Origin of the sequence: Hoyosella altamirensis, assembly GCF_014191505.1 — a bacterium.
Classification (GTDB): Bacteria; Actinomycetota; Actinomycetes; order Mycobacteriales; family Mycobacteriaceae; genus Hoyosella; species Hoyosella altamirensis.
The window spans coordinates 61826-76508 of record NZ_JACHWS010000003.1; the positions used below are offsets into that span (position 1 = coordinate 61826).

At 61.1% G+C, this 14683-nt stretch carries 15 protein-coding genes; 2 read left to right on the forward strand and 13 right to left on the reverse strand.

The window, feature by feature from the left end:
- Nucleotide 1 precedes the first annotated feature (1 nt).
- The 3 genes from hflX to FHU29_RS14380 all read right to left on the reverse strand — a co-directional run bounded on the left by hflX (nucleotide 2) and on the right by FHU29_RS14380 (nucleotide 3348).
- Nucleotides 2-1441, reverse strand: coding sequence for a GTPase HflX (gene hflX / locus FHU29_RS14370; RefSeq protein WP_064440578.1), 1440 nt, complete (start codon nucleotides 1439-1441; stop codon nucleotides 2-4).
- A 152-nt stretch (nucleotides 1442-1593) separates the two neighbouring features.
- Nucleotides 1594-2532, reverse strand: coding sequence for a diaminopimelate epimerase (dapF, locus tag FHU29_RS14375; protein ID WP_083962324.1), 939 nt, complete (start codon nucleotides 2530-2532; stop codon nucleotides 1594-1596).
- Nucleotides 2533-2586: 54 nt separating this feature from the next.
- On the reverse strand, nucleotides 2587-3348 hold the full coding sequence (locus FHU29_RS14380; protein ID WP_064440416.1) for an SDR family oxidoreductase: 762 nt from the start codon (nucleotides 3346-3348) through the stop codon (nucleotides 2587-2589).
- A gap of 128 nt (nucleotides 3349-3476) precedes the next feature.
- Here FHU29_RS14380 and FHU29_RS14385 point away from each other — a divergent pair, with 128 nt between their 5' ends.
- Nucleotides 3477-3890 carry a helix-turn-helix domain-containing protein gene (locus FHU29_RS14385; protein ID WP_064440417.1) on the forward strand — a complete coding sequence of 138 codons (414 nt, stop codon included), beginning with the start codon at nucleotides 3477-3479 and terminating at the stop codon, nucleotides 3888-3890.
- Between the two features lie 61 nt (nucleotides 3891-3951).
- Here the strand turns inward: FHU29_RS14385 and FHU29_RS14390 are convergent, their stop codons facing one another.
- From FHU29_RS14390 to FHU29_RS14430, 9 genes are all read right to left on the reverse strand, one after another.
- A complete protein-coding gene (locus FHU29_RS14390; protein WP_083962325.1) occupies nucleotides 3952-4323 on the reverse strand; it encodes a hypothetical protein in 372 nt (123 codons plus the stop codon).
- Nucleotides 4324-4419: 96 nt separating this feature from the next.
- On the reverse strand, nucleotides 4420-5523 hold the full coding sequence (locus tag FHU29_RS14395) for an ABC transporter ATP-binding protein (RefSeq protein WP_064440418.1): 1104 nt from the start codon (nucleotides 5521-5523) through the stop codon (nucleotides 4420-4422).
- A gap of 19 nt (nucleotides 5524-5542) precedes the next feature.
- Nucleotides 5543-6490 carry a glycoside hydrolase family protein gene (locus tag FHU29_RS14400; protein ID WP_064440419.1) on the reverse strand — a complete coding sequence of 316 codons (948 nt, stop codon included), beginning with the start codon at nucleotides 6488-6490 and terminating at the stop codon, nucleotides 5543-5545.
- Nucleotides 6491-6492: 2 nt separating this feature from the next.
- Nucleotides 6493-7407: a carbohydrate ABC transporter permease gene (locus tag FHU29_RS14405; protein WP_064440420.1), complete on the reverse strand. Its 915-nt coding sequence runs from the start codon at nucleotides 7405-7407 to the stop codon at nucleotides 6493-6495.
- Nucleotides 7408-7409: 2 nt separating this feature from the next.
- Entirely contained in the window at nucleotides 7410-8369 is a 960-nt protein-coding gene (locus FHU29_RS14410) for a carbohydrate ABC transporter permease (protein WP_083962326.1), read from the reverse strand.
- 1 nt (nucleotide 8370) lies between these two features.
- Nucleotides 8371-9684 carry an extracellular solute-binding protein gene (locus tag FHU29_RS14415; RefSeq protein ID WP_064440422.1) on the reverse strand — a complete coding sequence of 438 codons (1314 nt, stop codon included), beginning with the start codon at nucleotides 9682-9684 and terminating at the stop codon, nucleotides 8371-8373.
- Between the two features lie 64 nt (nucleotides 9685-9748).
- Nucleotides 9749-10774 carry a LacI family DNA-binding transcriptional regulator gene (locus FHU29_RS14420; protein WP_064440423.1) on the reverse strand — a complete coding sequence of 342 codons (1026 nt, stop codon included), beginning with the start codon at nucleotides 10772-10774 and terminating at the stop codon, nucleotides 9749-9751.
- A 178-nt stretch (nucleotides 10775-10952) separates the two neighbouring features.
- Complete coding sequence (gene miaA / locus FHU29_RS14425; protein WP_064440424.1) at nucleotides 10953-11855, reverse strand: tRNA (adenosine(37)-N6)-dimethylallyltransferase MiaA; 903 nt, start codon at nucleotides 11853-11855, stop codon at nucleotides 10953-10955.
- Nucleotides 11852-12571 carry a class III extradiol ring-cleavage dioxygenase family protein gene (locus FHU29_RS14430; RefSeq protein ID WP_064440425.1) on the reverse strand — a complete coding sequence of 240 codons (720 nt, stop codon included), beginning with the start codon at nucleotides 12569-12571 and terminating at the stop codon, nucleotides 11852-11854. Before FHU29_RS14430 ends, miaA begins: the two co-directional genes overlap by 4 nt.
- A gap of 228 nt (nucleotides 12572-12799) precedes the next feature.
- Between FHU29_RS14430 and FHU29_RS14435 the strand changes: the two genes are divergently transcribed.
- Nucleotides 12800-14143 carry a DUF349 domain-containing protein gene (locus FHU29_RS14435; protein ID WP_064440426.1) on the forward strand — a complete coding sequence of 448 codons (1344 nt, stop codon included), beginning with the start codon at nucleotides 12800-12802 and terminating at the stop codon, nucleotides 14141-14143.
- 15 nt (nucleotides 14144-14158) lie between these two features.
- On the opposite strand, the gene FHU29_RS14440 is transcribed toward FHU29_RS14435, so the two are convergent.
- Nucleotides 14159-14680, reverse strand: a complete 522-nt coding sequence (locus tag FHU29_RS14440) for an Rv2732c family membrane protein (RefSeq protein ID WP_064440427.1) — start codon at nucleotides 14678-14680, stop codon at nucleotides 14159-14161.
- Nucleotides 14681-14683 lie beyond the last annotated feature (3 nt).

The following is a 14683-nucleotide window of genomic DNA, read 5'->3' on the forward strand; positions in this document are numbered from 1 at the left end:
GCTAGAGTGCGAACTCCTGCAGGCTCGCCGCGAGTGAGTACGGTACGTGCGCTCGAATCCGGGTGCCTTCAGCCTCGTGCGTTTCGCCGGTCACCGTTCCTTCTGTGTGGATTCGGGCGACGAGCTCTCCACGTGCGTATGGCACTTCGACGAGCACCTCTACATCTTTGCGAGCGAGCCTGTCAGCGAGCTGCTCCCGCAACGCGGTTAGCCCTGCACCAGAATGCGCAGAGACGAATACCGCCTCAGGCAGTGCCCGTCGTAGCTGCGCAAGCGCCATCGGGTCCGCGGCATCTGTCTTGTTAATCACCAGCAGCTCAGGAGGAGGGGGCGTGCCCTGCTCTTCGACAACCTCATTGATCACTTCGCGTACGGCCTTGATCTGCCCGAGCGGGAACTCATCAGAGCCATCGACGACGTGCATCAGTACGTCGGCGTCCGTCACTTCCTCAAGTGTCGACCTGAAGGCTTCGACGAGCTGGGTAGGAAGGTGCCGCACAAAACCGACGGTGTCAGTCAGCACATACTCTCGCCCGTCCTCCAGCGATGCGCGCCTGGTAGTCGGATCGAGTGTCGCGAACAGCGCGTTCTGAACCAGAACTCCCGCGCCGGTCAATGCGTTGAGCAGGCTCGATTTGCCGGCGTTCGTGTATCCGACAATCGCTACCGACGGAACTTGGTTGCGCTGACGACGCGCGCGTTTGGTATCCCGTGCACTCTTCATCGCCCTGATCTCTCGCTTGAGCTTCGCCATGCGCTCTCGGATCCGGCGACGGTCGGTTTCGATCTTCGTTTCACCCGGTCCGCGCAAACCTACGCCGCCGTTACTGCCGGCGCGCCCGCCAGCCTGCCGCGAAAGCGCCTCGCCCCAGCCGCGCAGCCTCGGCAGCATGTATTCCATCTGCGCAAGCGTCACCTGAGCTTTGCCTTCACGTGAAGTCGCGTGCTGAGCGAAGATATCGAGAATCAGAGCCGTACGGTCGATCACCTTGACCTTGACGATCTTCTCCAGCGCCGTGAGCTGCGCAGGGGTGAGCTCACCATCGCAGATCACGGTATCGGCGCCGGTCGAGAGCACGATCTCCCTGAGTTCCGCGGCTTTGCCCGAGCCCAGGTAGGTCGCCGCGTCCGGCTTGTCACGTCGCTGGATGACGCCGTCGAGAACGGCGGAACCCGCTGTTTCCGCGAGTGCTGCCAGTTCCCGAAGACTTGCTTCAGCCTGGGCCGATGTGCCTTGCGTCCATACTCCAGCGAGCACGACTTTTTCGAGCCGTAGCTGCCGATATTCGACTTCTGTGATGTCGGTGAGCTCGGTGGACAGACCCGCAACGCGCCGCAGCGACGAGCGGTCTTCGAGTTGGAGCTCACCAACGGAGACGCCGGTGCGGGCGTCGTTCGTTTGTCCCCCAGATTCCGCGAGCGGATCACCGTTGAGTTCGATCGCGCCGTCGTCCGGCGTGAAACCGTTATGTCCTAATGAATTCGTTGATTGCCGCAAACGCGCGGTCACCTTCCCCAGGTTCTGATGCGACTTTTTCAGTCCTTGTCACCTATGATACGGGGGTTCGTGACAATGGGCGATCGAGTTTCGCTCTAGGTTGCCTGTGCGGCGACGGCACCGACTTCTTTCTTCTCAGCTATCCCCATGGCATCCCACCACTGACCTGCGATTTCTCCTGTTGCGACAAGAACCGAGGGTCCCCTCAGAAACGATGACACGGCAGTTATCGTGACTGTTACTTCGCCGCCCGGGATCCGCACCACGACACTTCCGGTGGATTCTCCGGCCGCAGCGAGCGCAGCAGCCGCAGCAGCCACGGTGCCGGTTCCGCATGAGCGTGTTTCACCAACACCACGCTCATTTACCCGCATTTCGACAACTCCGTTCCGCAATGCGGTCAGGATTTCAATATTGACTCCGCGTGGAAAGAACGATTTGTCGAACACCGGGTCCGAGATATCCAGCTGCTCGAGCGATTCTGTGGTCAATGTGTCGTCGACACAGGCGAGATGTGGATTTCCCACGTCGATTCCCAGTCCCGTGAAGGTACGTCCGCTGAGGGTCGCTTCGGTCTGCCCGAGCGACGTAACGGGACCCATCTCGACTGTCACTTCACCCAGGTAGGCGCCCGCTTGATGCACAATGACGGGGCGCGCGCCCGCGCGGCTGCCAACCGTGAATTCTGTCCTTGTTTCGAGGCCTGAAGTGCGGAGATAGTGCGCAAAGACGCGCACACCATTCCCGCACATTTCAGCGATCGACCCGTCAGCGTTTCTGTAGTCCATGAACCAGTCATCCGGCGCCACCCCAGCGGGGAGTTGACTCAGCACGCGCTTCTCAGCAAGGTCACCCGCACGGGCGACCCTGAGGACGCCGTCCGCTCCCAGACCCCGCTGACGGTCGCAGAGCGCGGCTGTGCGACCGACTGTCAGGTCAAGACGAACATCAGTGTCGCGCAAGATGATGAAATCGTTCTCGGTTCCGTGTCCCTTACTGAAGGGAACTGCGTCCGCGAAATCACGCATCGTCATACCGCATAGGGTACTGATTCGCCTCTTGATGGCATAGGACGAGGTTCACGCCCGCTAGTCCTTGGGGCCACCAGCAACGTAGATGACCTGACCGGACACGAAGCCTGCGCCTTCACTCACGAGGAAGGAAGCAGTGTGCGCGATGTCATCGGGCACACCAACGCGGCCGACCGGGATTTCCTTCGCGGAGAGTTTCTTGAACTCGTCGAAGTCCATTCCCACCCGCGCCGCGGTCGCCGCTGTCATTTCTGTCGCGATGAAACCTGGGGCAATGGCGTTCGCGGTCACACCGAACTTGCCGAGTTCAATCGCGAGAGTTTTCGTGAATCCCTGCATTCCTGCTTTCGCCGCGGAATAGTTCGCCTGGCCACGGTTACCGAGTGCTGACGTACTCGACAGGTTAACCACCCGGCCGAAACCCGCGTCGACCATGTGCTTCTGTGCGGCCTTGGTCATAAGGAACGCGCCGCGCAGGTGGACACTCATCACAGCGTCCCAGTCGCTCACGGTCATTTTGAAAAGGAGATTGTCGCGAAGGATCCCCGCATTGTTGACGAGGACTGTCGGCGAACCCAATTCGGCGGCGATCCGCTCCACGGCCTGTTGCACCGCTACTTCGTCGGATACGTCAGCGCCGACGGCGATCGCGCGGCCGCCACCGCTCGTGATCGCTGTGACCGTCGATTCACATGATTTTTCATCCAGGTCAACCACCGCCACCGCGAGACCATCTTTCGCCAGTCGCTGAGCGACGGCAGAACCGATGCCGCGCGCCGCGCCTGTGACAATTGCTACCCGTGCTTCCGCAGCGGCCATGTATCACTCCTCCTCGTTGAAACGATCCGGTTAGAAACCTAGTGCACCCACAGGATTTTCCACCGAGCCGGGCGCGCCCGAAACTCAGGGGACGGAGCTTGCGGGGCAGGTGAGGGCACAATGGCCCTATGACGAATCAGGGCGACTCCGGTTCCCCCCTGGGTGACCCGTGGAAGCGGCAGCTCGATGCGCTGGGCGGCTTCATCAGGATGCAGCGCCAGCTCGCGCATCTGTCGCTGCGTGAAATGGCGGAGCTGACGAGCGTATCCAACGCCTACCTCAGTCAGGTCGAACGCGGCATGCACCAGCCATCCCTGAAAGTTCTGCAGTCAATAGCACAAGCGCTGAAGATTCCTGCGAGAGAACTACTCAATCAGGCGGGTCTTTCCCCAACAGAGGGTGCCGCGACAGATCCGGGACCTGAGCAGGACGCCCCTTGCTATCCCGACACTGAATCTGCGATAAAGGCGGATCGCCGCCTCAGTCAGGCACAACGGCAAGCGCTGCTCGGTGTATACCGCAGCTTCCTCGACGAGGACTAGCCAACGAACGAGTGGACCGAACCTCACGTGAGGTTCGGTCCACTGTTCTGGCGAACTCTAGTCAGGCGCTCTTCTTGCTTGCGACGGTGGCGATTTTCGCCTCGGCGGCCCGGGTCGCAGCGGGGACGAACGCCGCGGACGATTCGACGATTCGAGTTGCGAATTCGAGCTGGCCGGCGATTACCTTCTGTGCGAACACGTTTGTGTTTTCGGCGATTTCGGCTACCGAAGGCAACTGCTTCGTGAACTCACTGACCGCAGGGATCTCGCGGAAACCGGCTGACTTACCGAATTCACTGAGCTGGGTGGTGAGCTTCTGAGCCGACTGAGCCCAGCTGTCTACGGCTTTGACGGAGAGGTCCTGAGCCTGGCGCACAGACTCCAGCGCCTGGTCCTGCATCTTCTTGCTGAATTCGAGTACGTCGTTGATCACGGTTGCCTCCGGGTGAGCGTGCTGCGTGACGGGATCTCCGCCACGAGCGTTAACTATACTTAACGCTCGTGTGCTTTGCCAAACGGACGGCTATCGTCAGACCAGTCGCTCCCCCGTCTTCGCGGAGAACGTATGGACCTCGTCCGGACGGATCCGTAACCGGATCCGCTCTCCCTTCGCGGGGGGCATCCGGGGATCTACCCGGGCGATCACTTCGCCATCTTCAGGCTGGCTTCCGTCCGTCTCGACGAGCGTGCCGTAGCAAAAAGCCTCAGAACCCAGCTCTTCCACAAGGTTCACCGACACTTCAAACGCACCGGTTCCCGCTTCAGCGGGCTCGAAAGATTCGGGCCGGAACCCGACGGTCACTGAATCGCTTCCTTCGGCGGTGACCGCCGCACGCACCTGCGGTGTCAGAGGGAGCAGTTCTGAACCAAGGCGGACGCCCTCGCTCGTCAGCGGGAGCGTTTTCAGGTTCATCGCCGGTGAACCGATGAACCCCGCGACAAAAGCGTTCCGCGGGGTCTCGTACAGCGCCCGCGGGGTGTCACATTGCTGCAGTACACCGTCCTTCAAGACGGCGACCCGGTCTCCCATCGTCATCGCTTCCACTTGATCATGGGTGACATATACGGTGGTGACACCAAGCCTGCGCTGCAACGCGGCTATTTGGGTTCGCGTCGAAACACGAAGCTTCGCATCCAGATTCGACAGCGGCTCGTCCATCAGGAAGACCTTGGGTTCGCGGACGATTGCGCGCCCCATGGCGACTCGCTGCCGCTGCCCGCCTGACAGTGCCTTTGGCTTTCGCTCCAGGAACTGTTCAAGGTCCAGGAGCTTTGCGGCCTCAGCTACCCGGCGGCGAATCTCCGCCTTCGGCGCCTTCGCGATCTTCAAGGCAAATCCCATATTGTCGGCGACCGACATGTGCGGGTAAAGCGCATAATTCTGGAACACCATCGCGATATCCCGTTCCTTCGGAGCGAGATGCGTGACGTCCCGATCTCCGATGAGGATTGAGCCTGACGACGCTTCCTCGAGACCCGCAAGCATCCGCAGCGTGGTCGATTTACCACAGCCCGATGGGCCGACAAGAACAAGGAACTCCCCGTCTGCGATGTCGAGGTTGAGCTCATTGACCGACGGTGTCTCCGCGCCGGGGTAAAAACAGGTTGTCTGGTTGTAGGTAACTGCAGCCATGGCTGGGTCCTTACTCGAATCAGAGGGTGTCGCTCACGGCGGTGAGTCCGCCGTCGAGGTACTGAACAGGGATGGGGTCAGTGAGTTCCCCGATGAAGGCATCGTTCTCGGTGTCGCGGAATCCGATGAGCGACCATTGATCGTCATTCCGGACAAGCCGCGCCGCGTACAGACTCGGGTGCGGGAACGGTCGCGCGCGTCCGATATCGAAGGGGCCCGTGATGCTGTCAGCGGCGACGGCCCAGATCGAGCCTCCCGGCCGTGGATCCCGAAGCCGCGGAGCGAGTTCTGGTGGGTTGCAGCAAAAGATCAGCAGGGGCTGTCCGTCGATGACGGCGACCTGCGGCACCTCCATCTGGCCAAACCCGTCGGGTTTGCTGAGCGGCGGCTGCGGCTCCCAGTTCAGCAGATCCGCGCTGCGTGCGTGCCCGATCACGCCGCGTTCCTCGGGCTCACCCTCGTTCGCCCGTGCGGTGATGAGCATGTGCCATCCGTCGCCGTCTGGATCTGCGAACACCCACGGGTCACGCCACGCCTCATCAAACCACGTTGTGCCGTCGTACTTTTCGTACCACCGCGGATCTGCCTCGAGTAGCGGAACGTCACCGTAACGAGTCCACGTGATCAAGTCGTCCGACGTCGCAAGACCTATCCGCTGCACGAGACCGCTCTCCGCCCGGCTGACGCCCGTGTAATACATGTGCCATTTGCCGCCCGGGGCCTGCATGACCGAGCCGGTCCATGTCGCCATGTCGTCCCAGGCAGGAGAGTCCGCGGCGACCAGCGCATCTGGCTTCAAGGTCCACTGACGAAGATCAGGCGACACAGCGTGACCAACGCTCGCACGCAGGTGCCGGCGATCCGGGTCGATGAGTGCGCGCGAAGCGCGGAGGAAGAATGCATGGTGCTGGGCACCGTCGTGGGCATACCAGCTGTCCCACACCCAATGGTCAGGAAGACGGAGCATGATCAGCCTTTCATTCCGGTCGAGGCAATCGAGTTGACGAATGCACGCTGGAAACAGAGGAACAGCAGCAGGACTGGCAGCGTGATGATCGAGGTGTAGGCCATGATCTCGCCCCATGCGGTGTCGAGCTGGAAGAAGTACTGCATACCGACCATGACGGGTCGAAGTTCTTCTTGCTGCGCGACCATCAGTGGCCATAGGTAGGCGTTCCAGGCACCTGGCGAACTGACGAAGGTCAAGATCGCCGCGGTCGCGAAGACCGGGCCAGACAGCGGCACAATGAGCTTCCAGTAAATCTGGAACCAGCTGGCGCCGTCTACGCGCGCTGCTTCGTCCAGTTCCCGCGGGATTGATTTGAAGTATTGCGCGAACAGGAAGATGAAGAACGCGTTCGCGACGAACGGAAGAATCTGGACGTGGTAGGTATTCAGCCATCCTTGACTGTAGGTCGGCATCAGCCCGTTGAACTCCACTGAAGGCAGCTGTGCAACCCAGTAGACGAGCGGAATCGCTACAGTCTCGAACGGGACGATCAGGGTCGCAATAATGATCGCGAATATGATTTTCTGACCCCGCCATTTCATCCGTGAGAGCGCAAACCCGCACATGCTGTTCACGATCAGTCCCAGCCCGACAATCGCGGTCGTGATGAAGACAGAGTTGAACAGGAATCGCAGCACGGGCACTCGGTCGAAGACACCGACGAAGTTGGCGAACGACAACTCCCCTATGGGCAGGAATGCACGTGGAGAACGCAGGTCGGCGAATATCGCGGAGTCGGTCTTGAATGCGGAGACAAACATGAACACGATCGGGAACAAGAAGAACAGCGCAAGCACAACCATGGGTATGTAACGCGGCCAGGTTCTGCGGATCGGACGTTTGTCGTCGGTGTCAGGCTTGATTGCGGTAGCCATGATCAGTCCTCATCTCGGGTCATGTAACGCTGGATCAGCGAAACCGCGAGAACCAGCAAGAAGAAGATCAGTGAAATCGCAGCGCCGTAGCCCATTTCCTGCTCGCGATAGCCTTTGCGCACCGCATAAAAAACGAGGGTGCTCGTGGAGTCGAGCGGACCGCCTTGCGTCATCACATCGATCTGAACGAAAAGAGCGAACGCTGCGATTGTGATCGTCACGAGGACGAACACCATTGTCGGCTTCAGTCCGGGCATGGTCACGTAGCGAAAACGTTGCCACCTGTTTGTGCCATCGAGTTCAGCTGCCTCATAGAGGTACTGAGGAATTGTCTGAAGCCCCGCGAGCCAGATGACCATGTGAAAACCGACACCCTGCCAGACAGAGAGGACCATGATCGCCGGCATCGCCGTCGCGGGGTTGCTGAGCCACGCGGTCCCTTCAACCGCCCCCGCGGTGATAGTGCTGATCATCGAGTTGATCAGCCCGTCCTCCTGGTACATGAAGCGCCACAAGATCGACACCACTACCATGGACGTCACGACTGGGATGAAGTAGATCGTCCGGAAGATGTTGCGGCCCTTAATCTTCTGATTTACAAGGAGGGCAAGAATCAATCCGAGCCCAGCCTGCACGGGCACAACTACCGCCGCGAAATAGAACGTGTTGAACAAGGATGCACGGAAGACGTCATCCTCGAACAGTGCTCGAACGAAGTTGTCCAGTCCGAGAAACCGAGGCGGATTCGGCGAGATCAGCCGCATGTTCGTGAAGGCCATCGCGAAAGCGAGAATGACCGGGATGATCAGGAACAGCGACAGCAAAAACATCGCCGGGGCGGCGAGCCCCATCGCCGAACGCTGGTCCTCACCTCGGACTCGCCAGGGGCGTCGCGGCGCTGGACTGCCGTTGGCAGAAGTCGCAGGAGTGCCTGAAGCAGGCGGGATGTGTGTAGTAGCCATGTCAGAATCCGTAACCGTCGTTGGACCTGATGTTGGTGTCGATGTCGCGGACCGCCCGGTTTAAGACGGCTTCCACATCGGCGCCATGCATGATGTCCTTCAGAGTCTTCTCAAAAACACTCGAAATCACTTGGTACGCAGGTGTTTGCGGCCGAACCATCGCGAACTCACGCGAGAGATCAACGGCCGGCCTCAACTGTCCGTCCTCACTGAACTGAGGTGTCAGCTCCGTCGCTGCCTGCGTCGCGGGGATCACGCCCAACTCTTCGCTGAACCGCGCTAAGTATTGCGGCTGGAGGGTGAACTCGAGATACTCGAACGCGCCCGCAGGGTCCTCGCATGAGGTTGACACGCCCCACTGCCAGCTCGCACCACCGATCACTGGCCCAGCGCCGAAGTCCGGCGGCGGAAGCTGGAGCATGTCGTCGCCCCACTCTTCGTACGCCTTCAGCGCTTCCCAGCTTCCTTGCCAGCTCAGAGCGACCGAACCGTCGAAAAACTCAGGCCGCGCTGGGTTTCCCTCCCGACTGACGAGTCCACGCGTGAACAGGCTCTGAAACCACTCACCGAAAGCAACTGCCTCCGGGCCGTTCAGTGCACCTTCGGCGGTGAGGTAGGTGTCGCGATCAATCTGATCCCCACCGAAGCTCTGCAGAAACGGAGAGTAGGCGTAAGACCACCATTCGCCATCAGCGATGCCGGTTCCCAGATCGAGCGGATACCGGAACTCGCCACCTGCCGCGATAGTTTCGAGGGCCGCGTCGAACTCTTCTCCGGACCAGGGCTCCTCGATGCTGGGAATGCGGATTCCGTACCGTTCAAGGACCGACTGCCGCGCATGGATGCCGAGGGCGACATCGTAATAGCCGACCGAATATGTCTCGTCCTGGTATTCACCGAGCGTGGACGGGAGCATCTGATCCAGTGTCTCCTGGCTTATTTCAAGCGGGCGCAACAATTCGGCCCAAGCCCAGTTCGGCACGATCGGCCCGTCGATGTCGACGATGCACGGAAGATCTCCGGTCAGTGCTGCTGCGGTGATTGCGTCTCCGTATACCAGCTGCGGGAACGCTTCCTGCCGGACAAAATACTGATCCTGAGACGCGTTGAAGGCATCGATCACCTCGCTGATTGTCGCGAGTTCCTCAGGATTTCCGGCAGCGTGATTCCACATCACAATTTCTGTCCGGCTGTCGGGGATGTTCGCTGACGAACAACCTGCGAGCAGCAGAGCTGCTGTCGTGAGCGCGGCTGTGAAGGCTTGTCGTGGTCGTGATCTGACCGTCGAGTGGCGTCGCCGGTAACGCTGACGCATCGCGGTTCCTTCCCCACCCTGAGGTCCCCAGGGTGATGTGTCGTCGTGTTGTGTCCGCGAAGCGCTAGCTGTGCGGCGGAGCGATGGAATGGCGCCGGACTAGTGGGCACGGCATCAAATGAGCTTGTGGCTCAATCGGTTTCGTTGAGGAGAGGGTCGCAAGCAGCGTCTCTACGGCCCACACTCCCATGTGGTAGTGCGGCAGCGCGGCGGTGGTGAGACCGGGTGAAAGCGCGTCAGATATCAACTGTTGATCGTCGTAGCCGGCGACGGAGAGATCTTCGGGGATCTTCAGGCCCCGTTCGGCTGCCGCGCGGTACGCGCCCATCGCCATCCGGTCGTTGTAGCAGAAGACGGCGGTGGGCGGGTCTGTCGAGTCGAGTAGTCGAAGCACAGCTCTATAGCCACCATGCGCGTTTGGCTCATCTTCTTCGATGAGCGCCGGATCCTCAGGACGTGCGTTCTCGCGGAGCGACTCTCGATACGCCTGTAAACGCAGGCCTTTAGCAATCGGTTCGTCCCGGTCGGTGATATGCCCAATGCGGTGATGACCAGCGGCGATCAGCTCCCCCATGACTGCGGTTGCCCCACCCGCCTCATCGGGAACCACATAGGACACGGCATCGTTCTGAGGCTTCGCGTCGAGGACGACGCGGGGGGTGCTGGCCAGTTCGGCCGGTACCTCCACCACCTGGTGGTACATGGTGGCGACTATCGCGCCGTCGATCTGACGCTGGACGAGCGCTTGCGCAGCCAGGTGCTGCTCGGCCGCACTCTGCCCAGTGTTGATCATCAGAAGCAGATAGCCCGCTTTATGCGCGGCATCGTGCGCACCCTGGATCATCTGTCCCGCGAATGGCGTGGTCGCGATCTCGTCACTGATGAAACCGATCATCTGGGTGCGCTGGGTGCGAAGGCCCCGGGCCACCGTGTTGGGCCGGTAGCCCAGCTCGTTCGCAGCAGCCCGGATCCGTTCTCGGGTTTCCGGTGCTACGCGTGCCCCCTCGACGTCATTGAGCACAAAAGAAACAGTGGCCGCCGAGACACCAGCGCGTTCTGCAACGTCCTTGATGCGAGGCTTCGCGGCCATCCAAACTCCTTGGTTAATCGTTTTGGCAAACCGATTAACCAAGTATGTGATGGGGCTCACGAAAAGTCAATAGAGCATGAGAAGCCAGTTTTATTTCGCCCGCCTAGCAGCGACAAGCATGGTCCCGGGGTCGTGGCTGTCGCTTGGAGGTGGGCAAACGGCATACGACCTTGACTACTTAGCCGCGAATTGCTCGCAGGGCCGTTCCGAGCATGTCTGCATCTGCACCATCGATCCACTGGATGCGATGATCGCGCTTGAACCAGGATCGTTGCCGCCGCACATATCGTCTGGTGCCCTGCAGGGTGAGATCTTGGGCCTGCTGCAGGCTGTACTCACCATCGAGTGCCGCAAGCGTCTGGGCGTAGCCGATGGCCCGGGAGGCCGTGACGCCGTCTCTCAGACCCGCGCCGATGAGGCCTTTCACTTCCTCTACCAGCCCTCCGCGGAACATTGCCTCGGTCCGCCGGGCGATTCGCTCATCGAGTTCTTCAGTGTCGCGATCCACCCCGAGAATGATTGTTCCCCATTGTGGTTCACCAATTTGAGGGGCCGACGCTGCGAAAGGCCGGCCAGTGATTTCAATAACCTCGAGTGCCCGCACAGTGCGCCGGGGATCTGTGGGAAGAATCGTTGTCGCCGCCTCCGGATCGATTCGCGCAAGCTCGGCGTGCAGCGTGCGTACGCCTACTTCCTCAAGGCGTGCTTCCCATTTCGCGCGCACAGCTGGATCCGTCGCTGGAAACTGCCAGTCATCGATGAGCGCCTGGATGTACATCATCGAGCCACCCACGATTATTGGCGTGATGTCACGGCTGACCAGAAGTTCGACGTCGTTCGCAGCAGCAGCTTTGTAGTTCGCGACCGTCGCGAGTTCCGTGACATGGAGCGTATCGATCTGATGGTGCGGGATGCCTCTGCGTTCTGCCACTGTCAGCTTTGCGGTGCCGATATCCATACCGCAGTACTGCTGCATGGCGTCGATGTTCACGACCTCGCCGCCAACGCGCTCGGCAAGGTCAAGTCCCAGTGCTGACTTTCCCGAAGCGGTGGGACCGATGATCGCGACAGGCCGGATCATGGCAGCCACATCCCAACGTGGTAGCCGACGCCATAGGGCGCCGAGTCAAAACGGTGCATCACCCTCCCCGGCTTCGTCCCGGTGAACAACGCCGCAAGAACCTGCCATGCTGCTCGGGCTGAAACTCCAAGATCACAACAAAGTCGCACGTCAAGAGTCGCGAGTGTGCCGGTCGCGCCAGAGTCGAGAGCCTCCGAAAGGGTGCGTTCAAAATCTTCTGCCCTGGGATCAAAGGCACCTGGGGCGCGATCAGTGAGCGTTGTTGCGCCATCAGCCACGATCAGTGCGCCGACCCGCTCGGGTACCGCGTCGATTTGCCGGCGAAGCTGCTCACCCCGGGAGAGCGCGGATTCGGCCGGGGTGTCTGGCTGGAGGTACTCCATATCGCACCGCAGCGCGGGAGCACTCTGCCCTCTCACCCAGCCGGCAATCAGTGCAGGCAGCGGCATGTCAGCGTCGATGGCCCTATCGGATTCAGGGCCAAGTGACACCGTCACATCAACCCCGAAACCGCGAAACGTTCCCGACTCGTTCGACGCGTTCCTCAACGCCGAAGTGTCGGTGCCCACTGCGATCCATCGGTCACAAGTTTCCGCGAGCGCAGCAGCGACATCAAGCACCGCACGCCGTAGATCCGCCGTTTCTGACGCGGCCTCGTTCGCCAGTTCGGGGACCAGCAACGGCGGGCCTGGAATGAATGCGGCAGCGGTAAACACAACTGCAAACGGTACCCGCGACGATCACGTCCCCGCCGGTCGCATAGGTGTCTGAACGGCCACAATGCCGCCGCATTCGAACACTCCCGCAGGTTTTCATAGCTATATCGGCGTTCTCGCGGTTGAATGGAGCGTGTGCCGAGATTCAGGTGCGGCACCCGCACGCAGCTTGGGCAGGTTCGCCTGTGCGAGCACGGCAGCCGTGACGCGCGGCAGAGATGAGGAACGATGACCGACAGCACGCCACCACAGCCCGCCAGCCCGGCTTCCGCCCCGAAGTCCGTAAGCCCCCCTCACCCTGGGACCGCAGCGGCCGCCCATCATGTGCCGCCCGTCCACCCCGTCGCCCATCCCTCCAGTGATCCGCACAAGTTCGGTCGTATCGACGACGACGGCACCGTCTGGCTGATCACAGCTGACGGCGACCGCGAGATCGGTTCATGGCACGCCGGGGACCGTGAGGAAGGCCTCGCCCACTTTTCGCGGAGATTCGACGATCTCGTCACAGAAGTTGAACTCCTCGAAGCACGTCTTCACACCGGCGCTGGGGAACCGAGGAAGACCCGCGAAGCGGCTCAGCATCTTGCGGAAGCCCTTACGACGGCAGCAGTCATAGGGGACGTCGCTGCATTGTCTGAGCGGATCCAGGCTGTCATCAGCGGAGCGGACGACGTCGCGGCACAGGCTCGCCAAGCGAAAGAAGCCGAACGCGCGAGGCAGATTGAACGCAAGGAAGCTTTGTGCGCGGAAGCCGAGGAGATCGCCGCCAACTCTACCCAGTGGAAGGCCGCGGGTGACCGGCTCCGCCACATCTTCGACGAGTGGAAGACCATTCGCGGAGTGGACCGAAAAACCGATGACGGCCTTTGGAAACGCTTCTCCAAGGCCCGTGACGCCTTCAACCGCCGCAGGGGTTCGCATTTCGCTGAACTCGATCGGGAACGCGCCGCGGCGAAGTCACGCAAAGAGGCTCTCGTCGCACGGGCTGAGGAACTCGCCAGTTCGACGGATTGGGGCCCCACCGCTGGAGCCTTCCGCGACTTGATGGCGGAATGGAAAGCGAGCGGGCGGGCGCCGAAGGACACCGACGATGCGCTCTGGAAGCGCTTCAAGGGCGCACAGGACACGTTCTTCGCCGCGCGAAACGCCGCTGCGTCGGAGCGTGATGCGGAGTACCTCGAAAACGCCGCTGCGAAGGAGAAGCTGCTCAACGAAGCTGAGAGCCTCGACCCGTCTAAGGATCTCGAAGCTGCGCGCGCCGAGCTTCGAGGCTTTCAGGAGCGATGGGAAGCGATCGGACGGGTTCCGCGCGAACGCGTCCAGGAACTAGAGGGACGTTTCCGCGCGATAGAGACCCGCATTCGTGACGCAGTCGACTCGCAGTGGCGGCGCAGTGATCCAGAAGCCGAAGCGCGCGCCGCGCAGTTCCGTGAACGAGTACATCAGTTTGAGGAGCAAGCCGCCAAAGCAGACGCCGCGGGCCGCCCTAAGGATGCGGAAAAAGCGCGAGCGCAGGCACGGCAGTGGGCTGAGTGGGCGGCAGCTGCCGAGGGTGCGCTGTCCTCACGGTGACAACGGCAAGCCAGTTTAACGCGACCGGCTGTCCGGAATCGGGCTATGGCTGAGAGCGATTGTCAGCCAGGTGAGGAAAAGCAGGATCATCGCGATCAGTCCGACCACGAGGCCAGCGCCGGGGCCTCCACCCGCTTCGAGCGGAGCCAGCGTCTGGCGTGACCAGATCGCCAGCACGCCGAGGAATGAACCAACGAAACATCCGCCTGCTGCGATGAGGGAGAAAACCCAGCGCCGCGTCACTAGTGCCAGAACCGCGAACCCCACTCCGAACACGGCTGCGAACCATCCAAACAGCTGCGACGTGATCTTGATTGATTCATCGTTGGCTGCTTCGGAGCTGACGAGGACGTCCCATCCATTCGCTGTTCCGGCGTGTGGGAGGGTGAACGACAGCAGAAGCGCCAGGACCAGGGCTGCAGCGAAAACCGCGCCCTTGCCTGGGTCAATCTCACCTGCAACGCGACGTTCCGCGGCCGCAAACTCGCGACGGAACGCGTCTGTCGGATCCGGGATACGGGGCTCGTTCGACGACATATT

Coding starts and splice junctions, on each gene's coding strand:
- FHU29_RS14410 (WP_083962326.1), bottom strand. CDS start 8,369: ATGGCTACTACACACATCCCGCCTGCTTCAGGCACTCCTGCGACTTCT.
- FHU29_RS14380 (WP_064440416.1), bottom strand. CDS start 3,348: ATGGCCGCTGCGGAAGCACGGGTAGCAATTGTCACAGGCGCGGCGCGC.
- FHU29_RS14405 (WP_064440420.1), bottom strand. CDS start 7,407: ATGGCTACCGCAATCAAGCCTGACACCGACGACAAACGTCCGATCCGC.
- FHU29_RS14400 (WP_064440419.1), bottom strand. CDS start 6,490: ATGCTCCGTCTTCCTGACCATTGGGTGTGGGACAGCTGGTATGCCCAC.
- FHU29_RS14440 (WP_064440427.1), bottom strand. CDS start 14,680: ATGTCGTCGAACGAGCCCCGTATCCCGGATCCGACAGACGCGTTCCGT.
- FHU29_RS14435 (WP_064440426.1), top strand. CDS start 12,800: ATGACCGACAGCACGCCACCACAGCCCGCCAGCCCGGCTTCCGCCCCG.
- FHU29_RS14415 (WP_064440422.1), bottom strand. CDS start 9,684: ATGCGTCAGCGTTACCGGCGACGCCACTCGACGGTCAGATCACGACCA.
- FHU29_RS14385 (WP_064440417.1), top strand. CDS start 3,477: ATGACGAATCAGGGCGACTCCGGTTCCCCCCTGGGTGACCCGTGGAAG.
- FHU29_RS14420 (WP_064440423.1), bottom strand. CDS start 10,774: ATGGCCGCGAAGCCTCGCATCAAGGACGTTGCAGAACGCGCTGGTGTC.
- FHU29_RS14395 (WP_064440418.1), bottom strand. CDS start 5,523: ATGGCTGCAGTTACCTACAACCAGACAACCTGTTTTTACCCCGGCGCG.
- dapF (WP_083962324.1), bottom strand. CDS start 2,532: ATGACGATGCGTGATTTCGCGGACGCAGTTCCCTTCAGTAAGGGACAC.
- miaA (WP_064440424.1), bottom strand. CDS start 11,855: ATGATCCGGCCTGTCGCGATCATCGGTCCCACCGCTTCGGGAAAGTCA.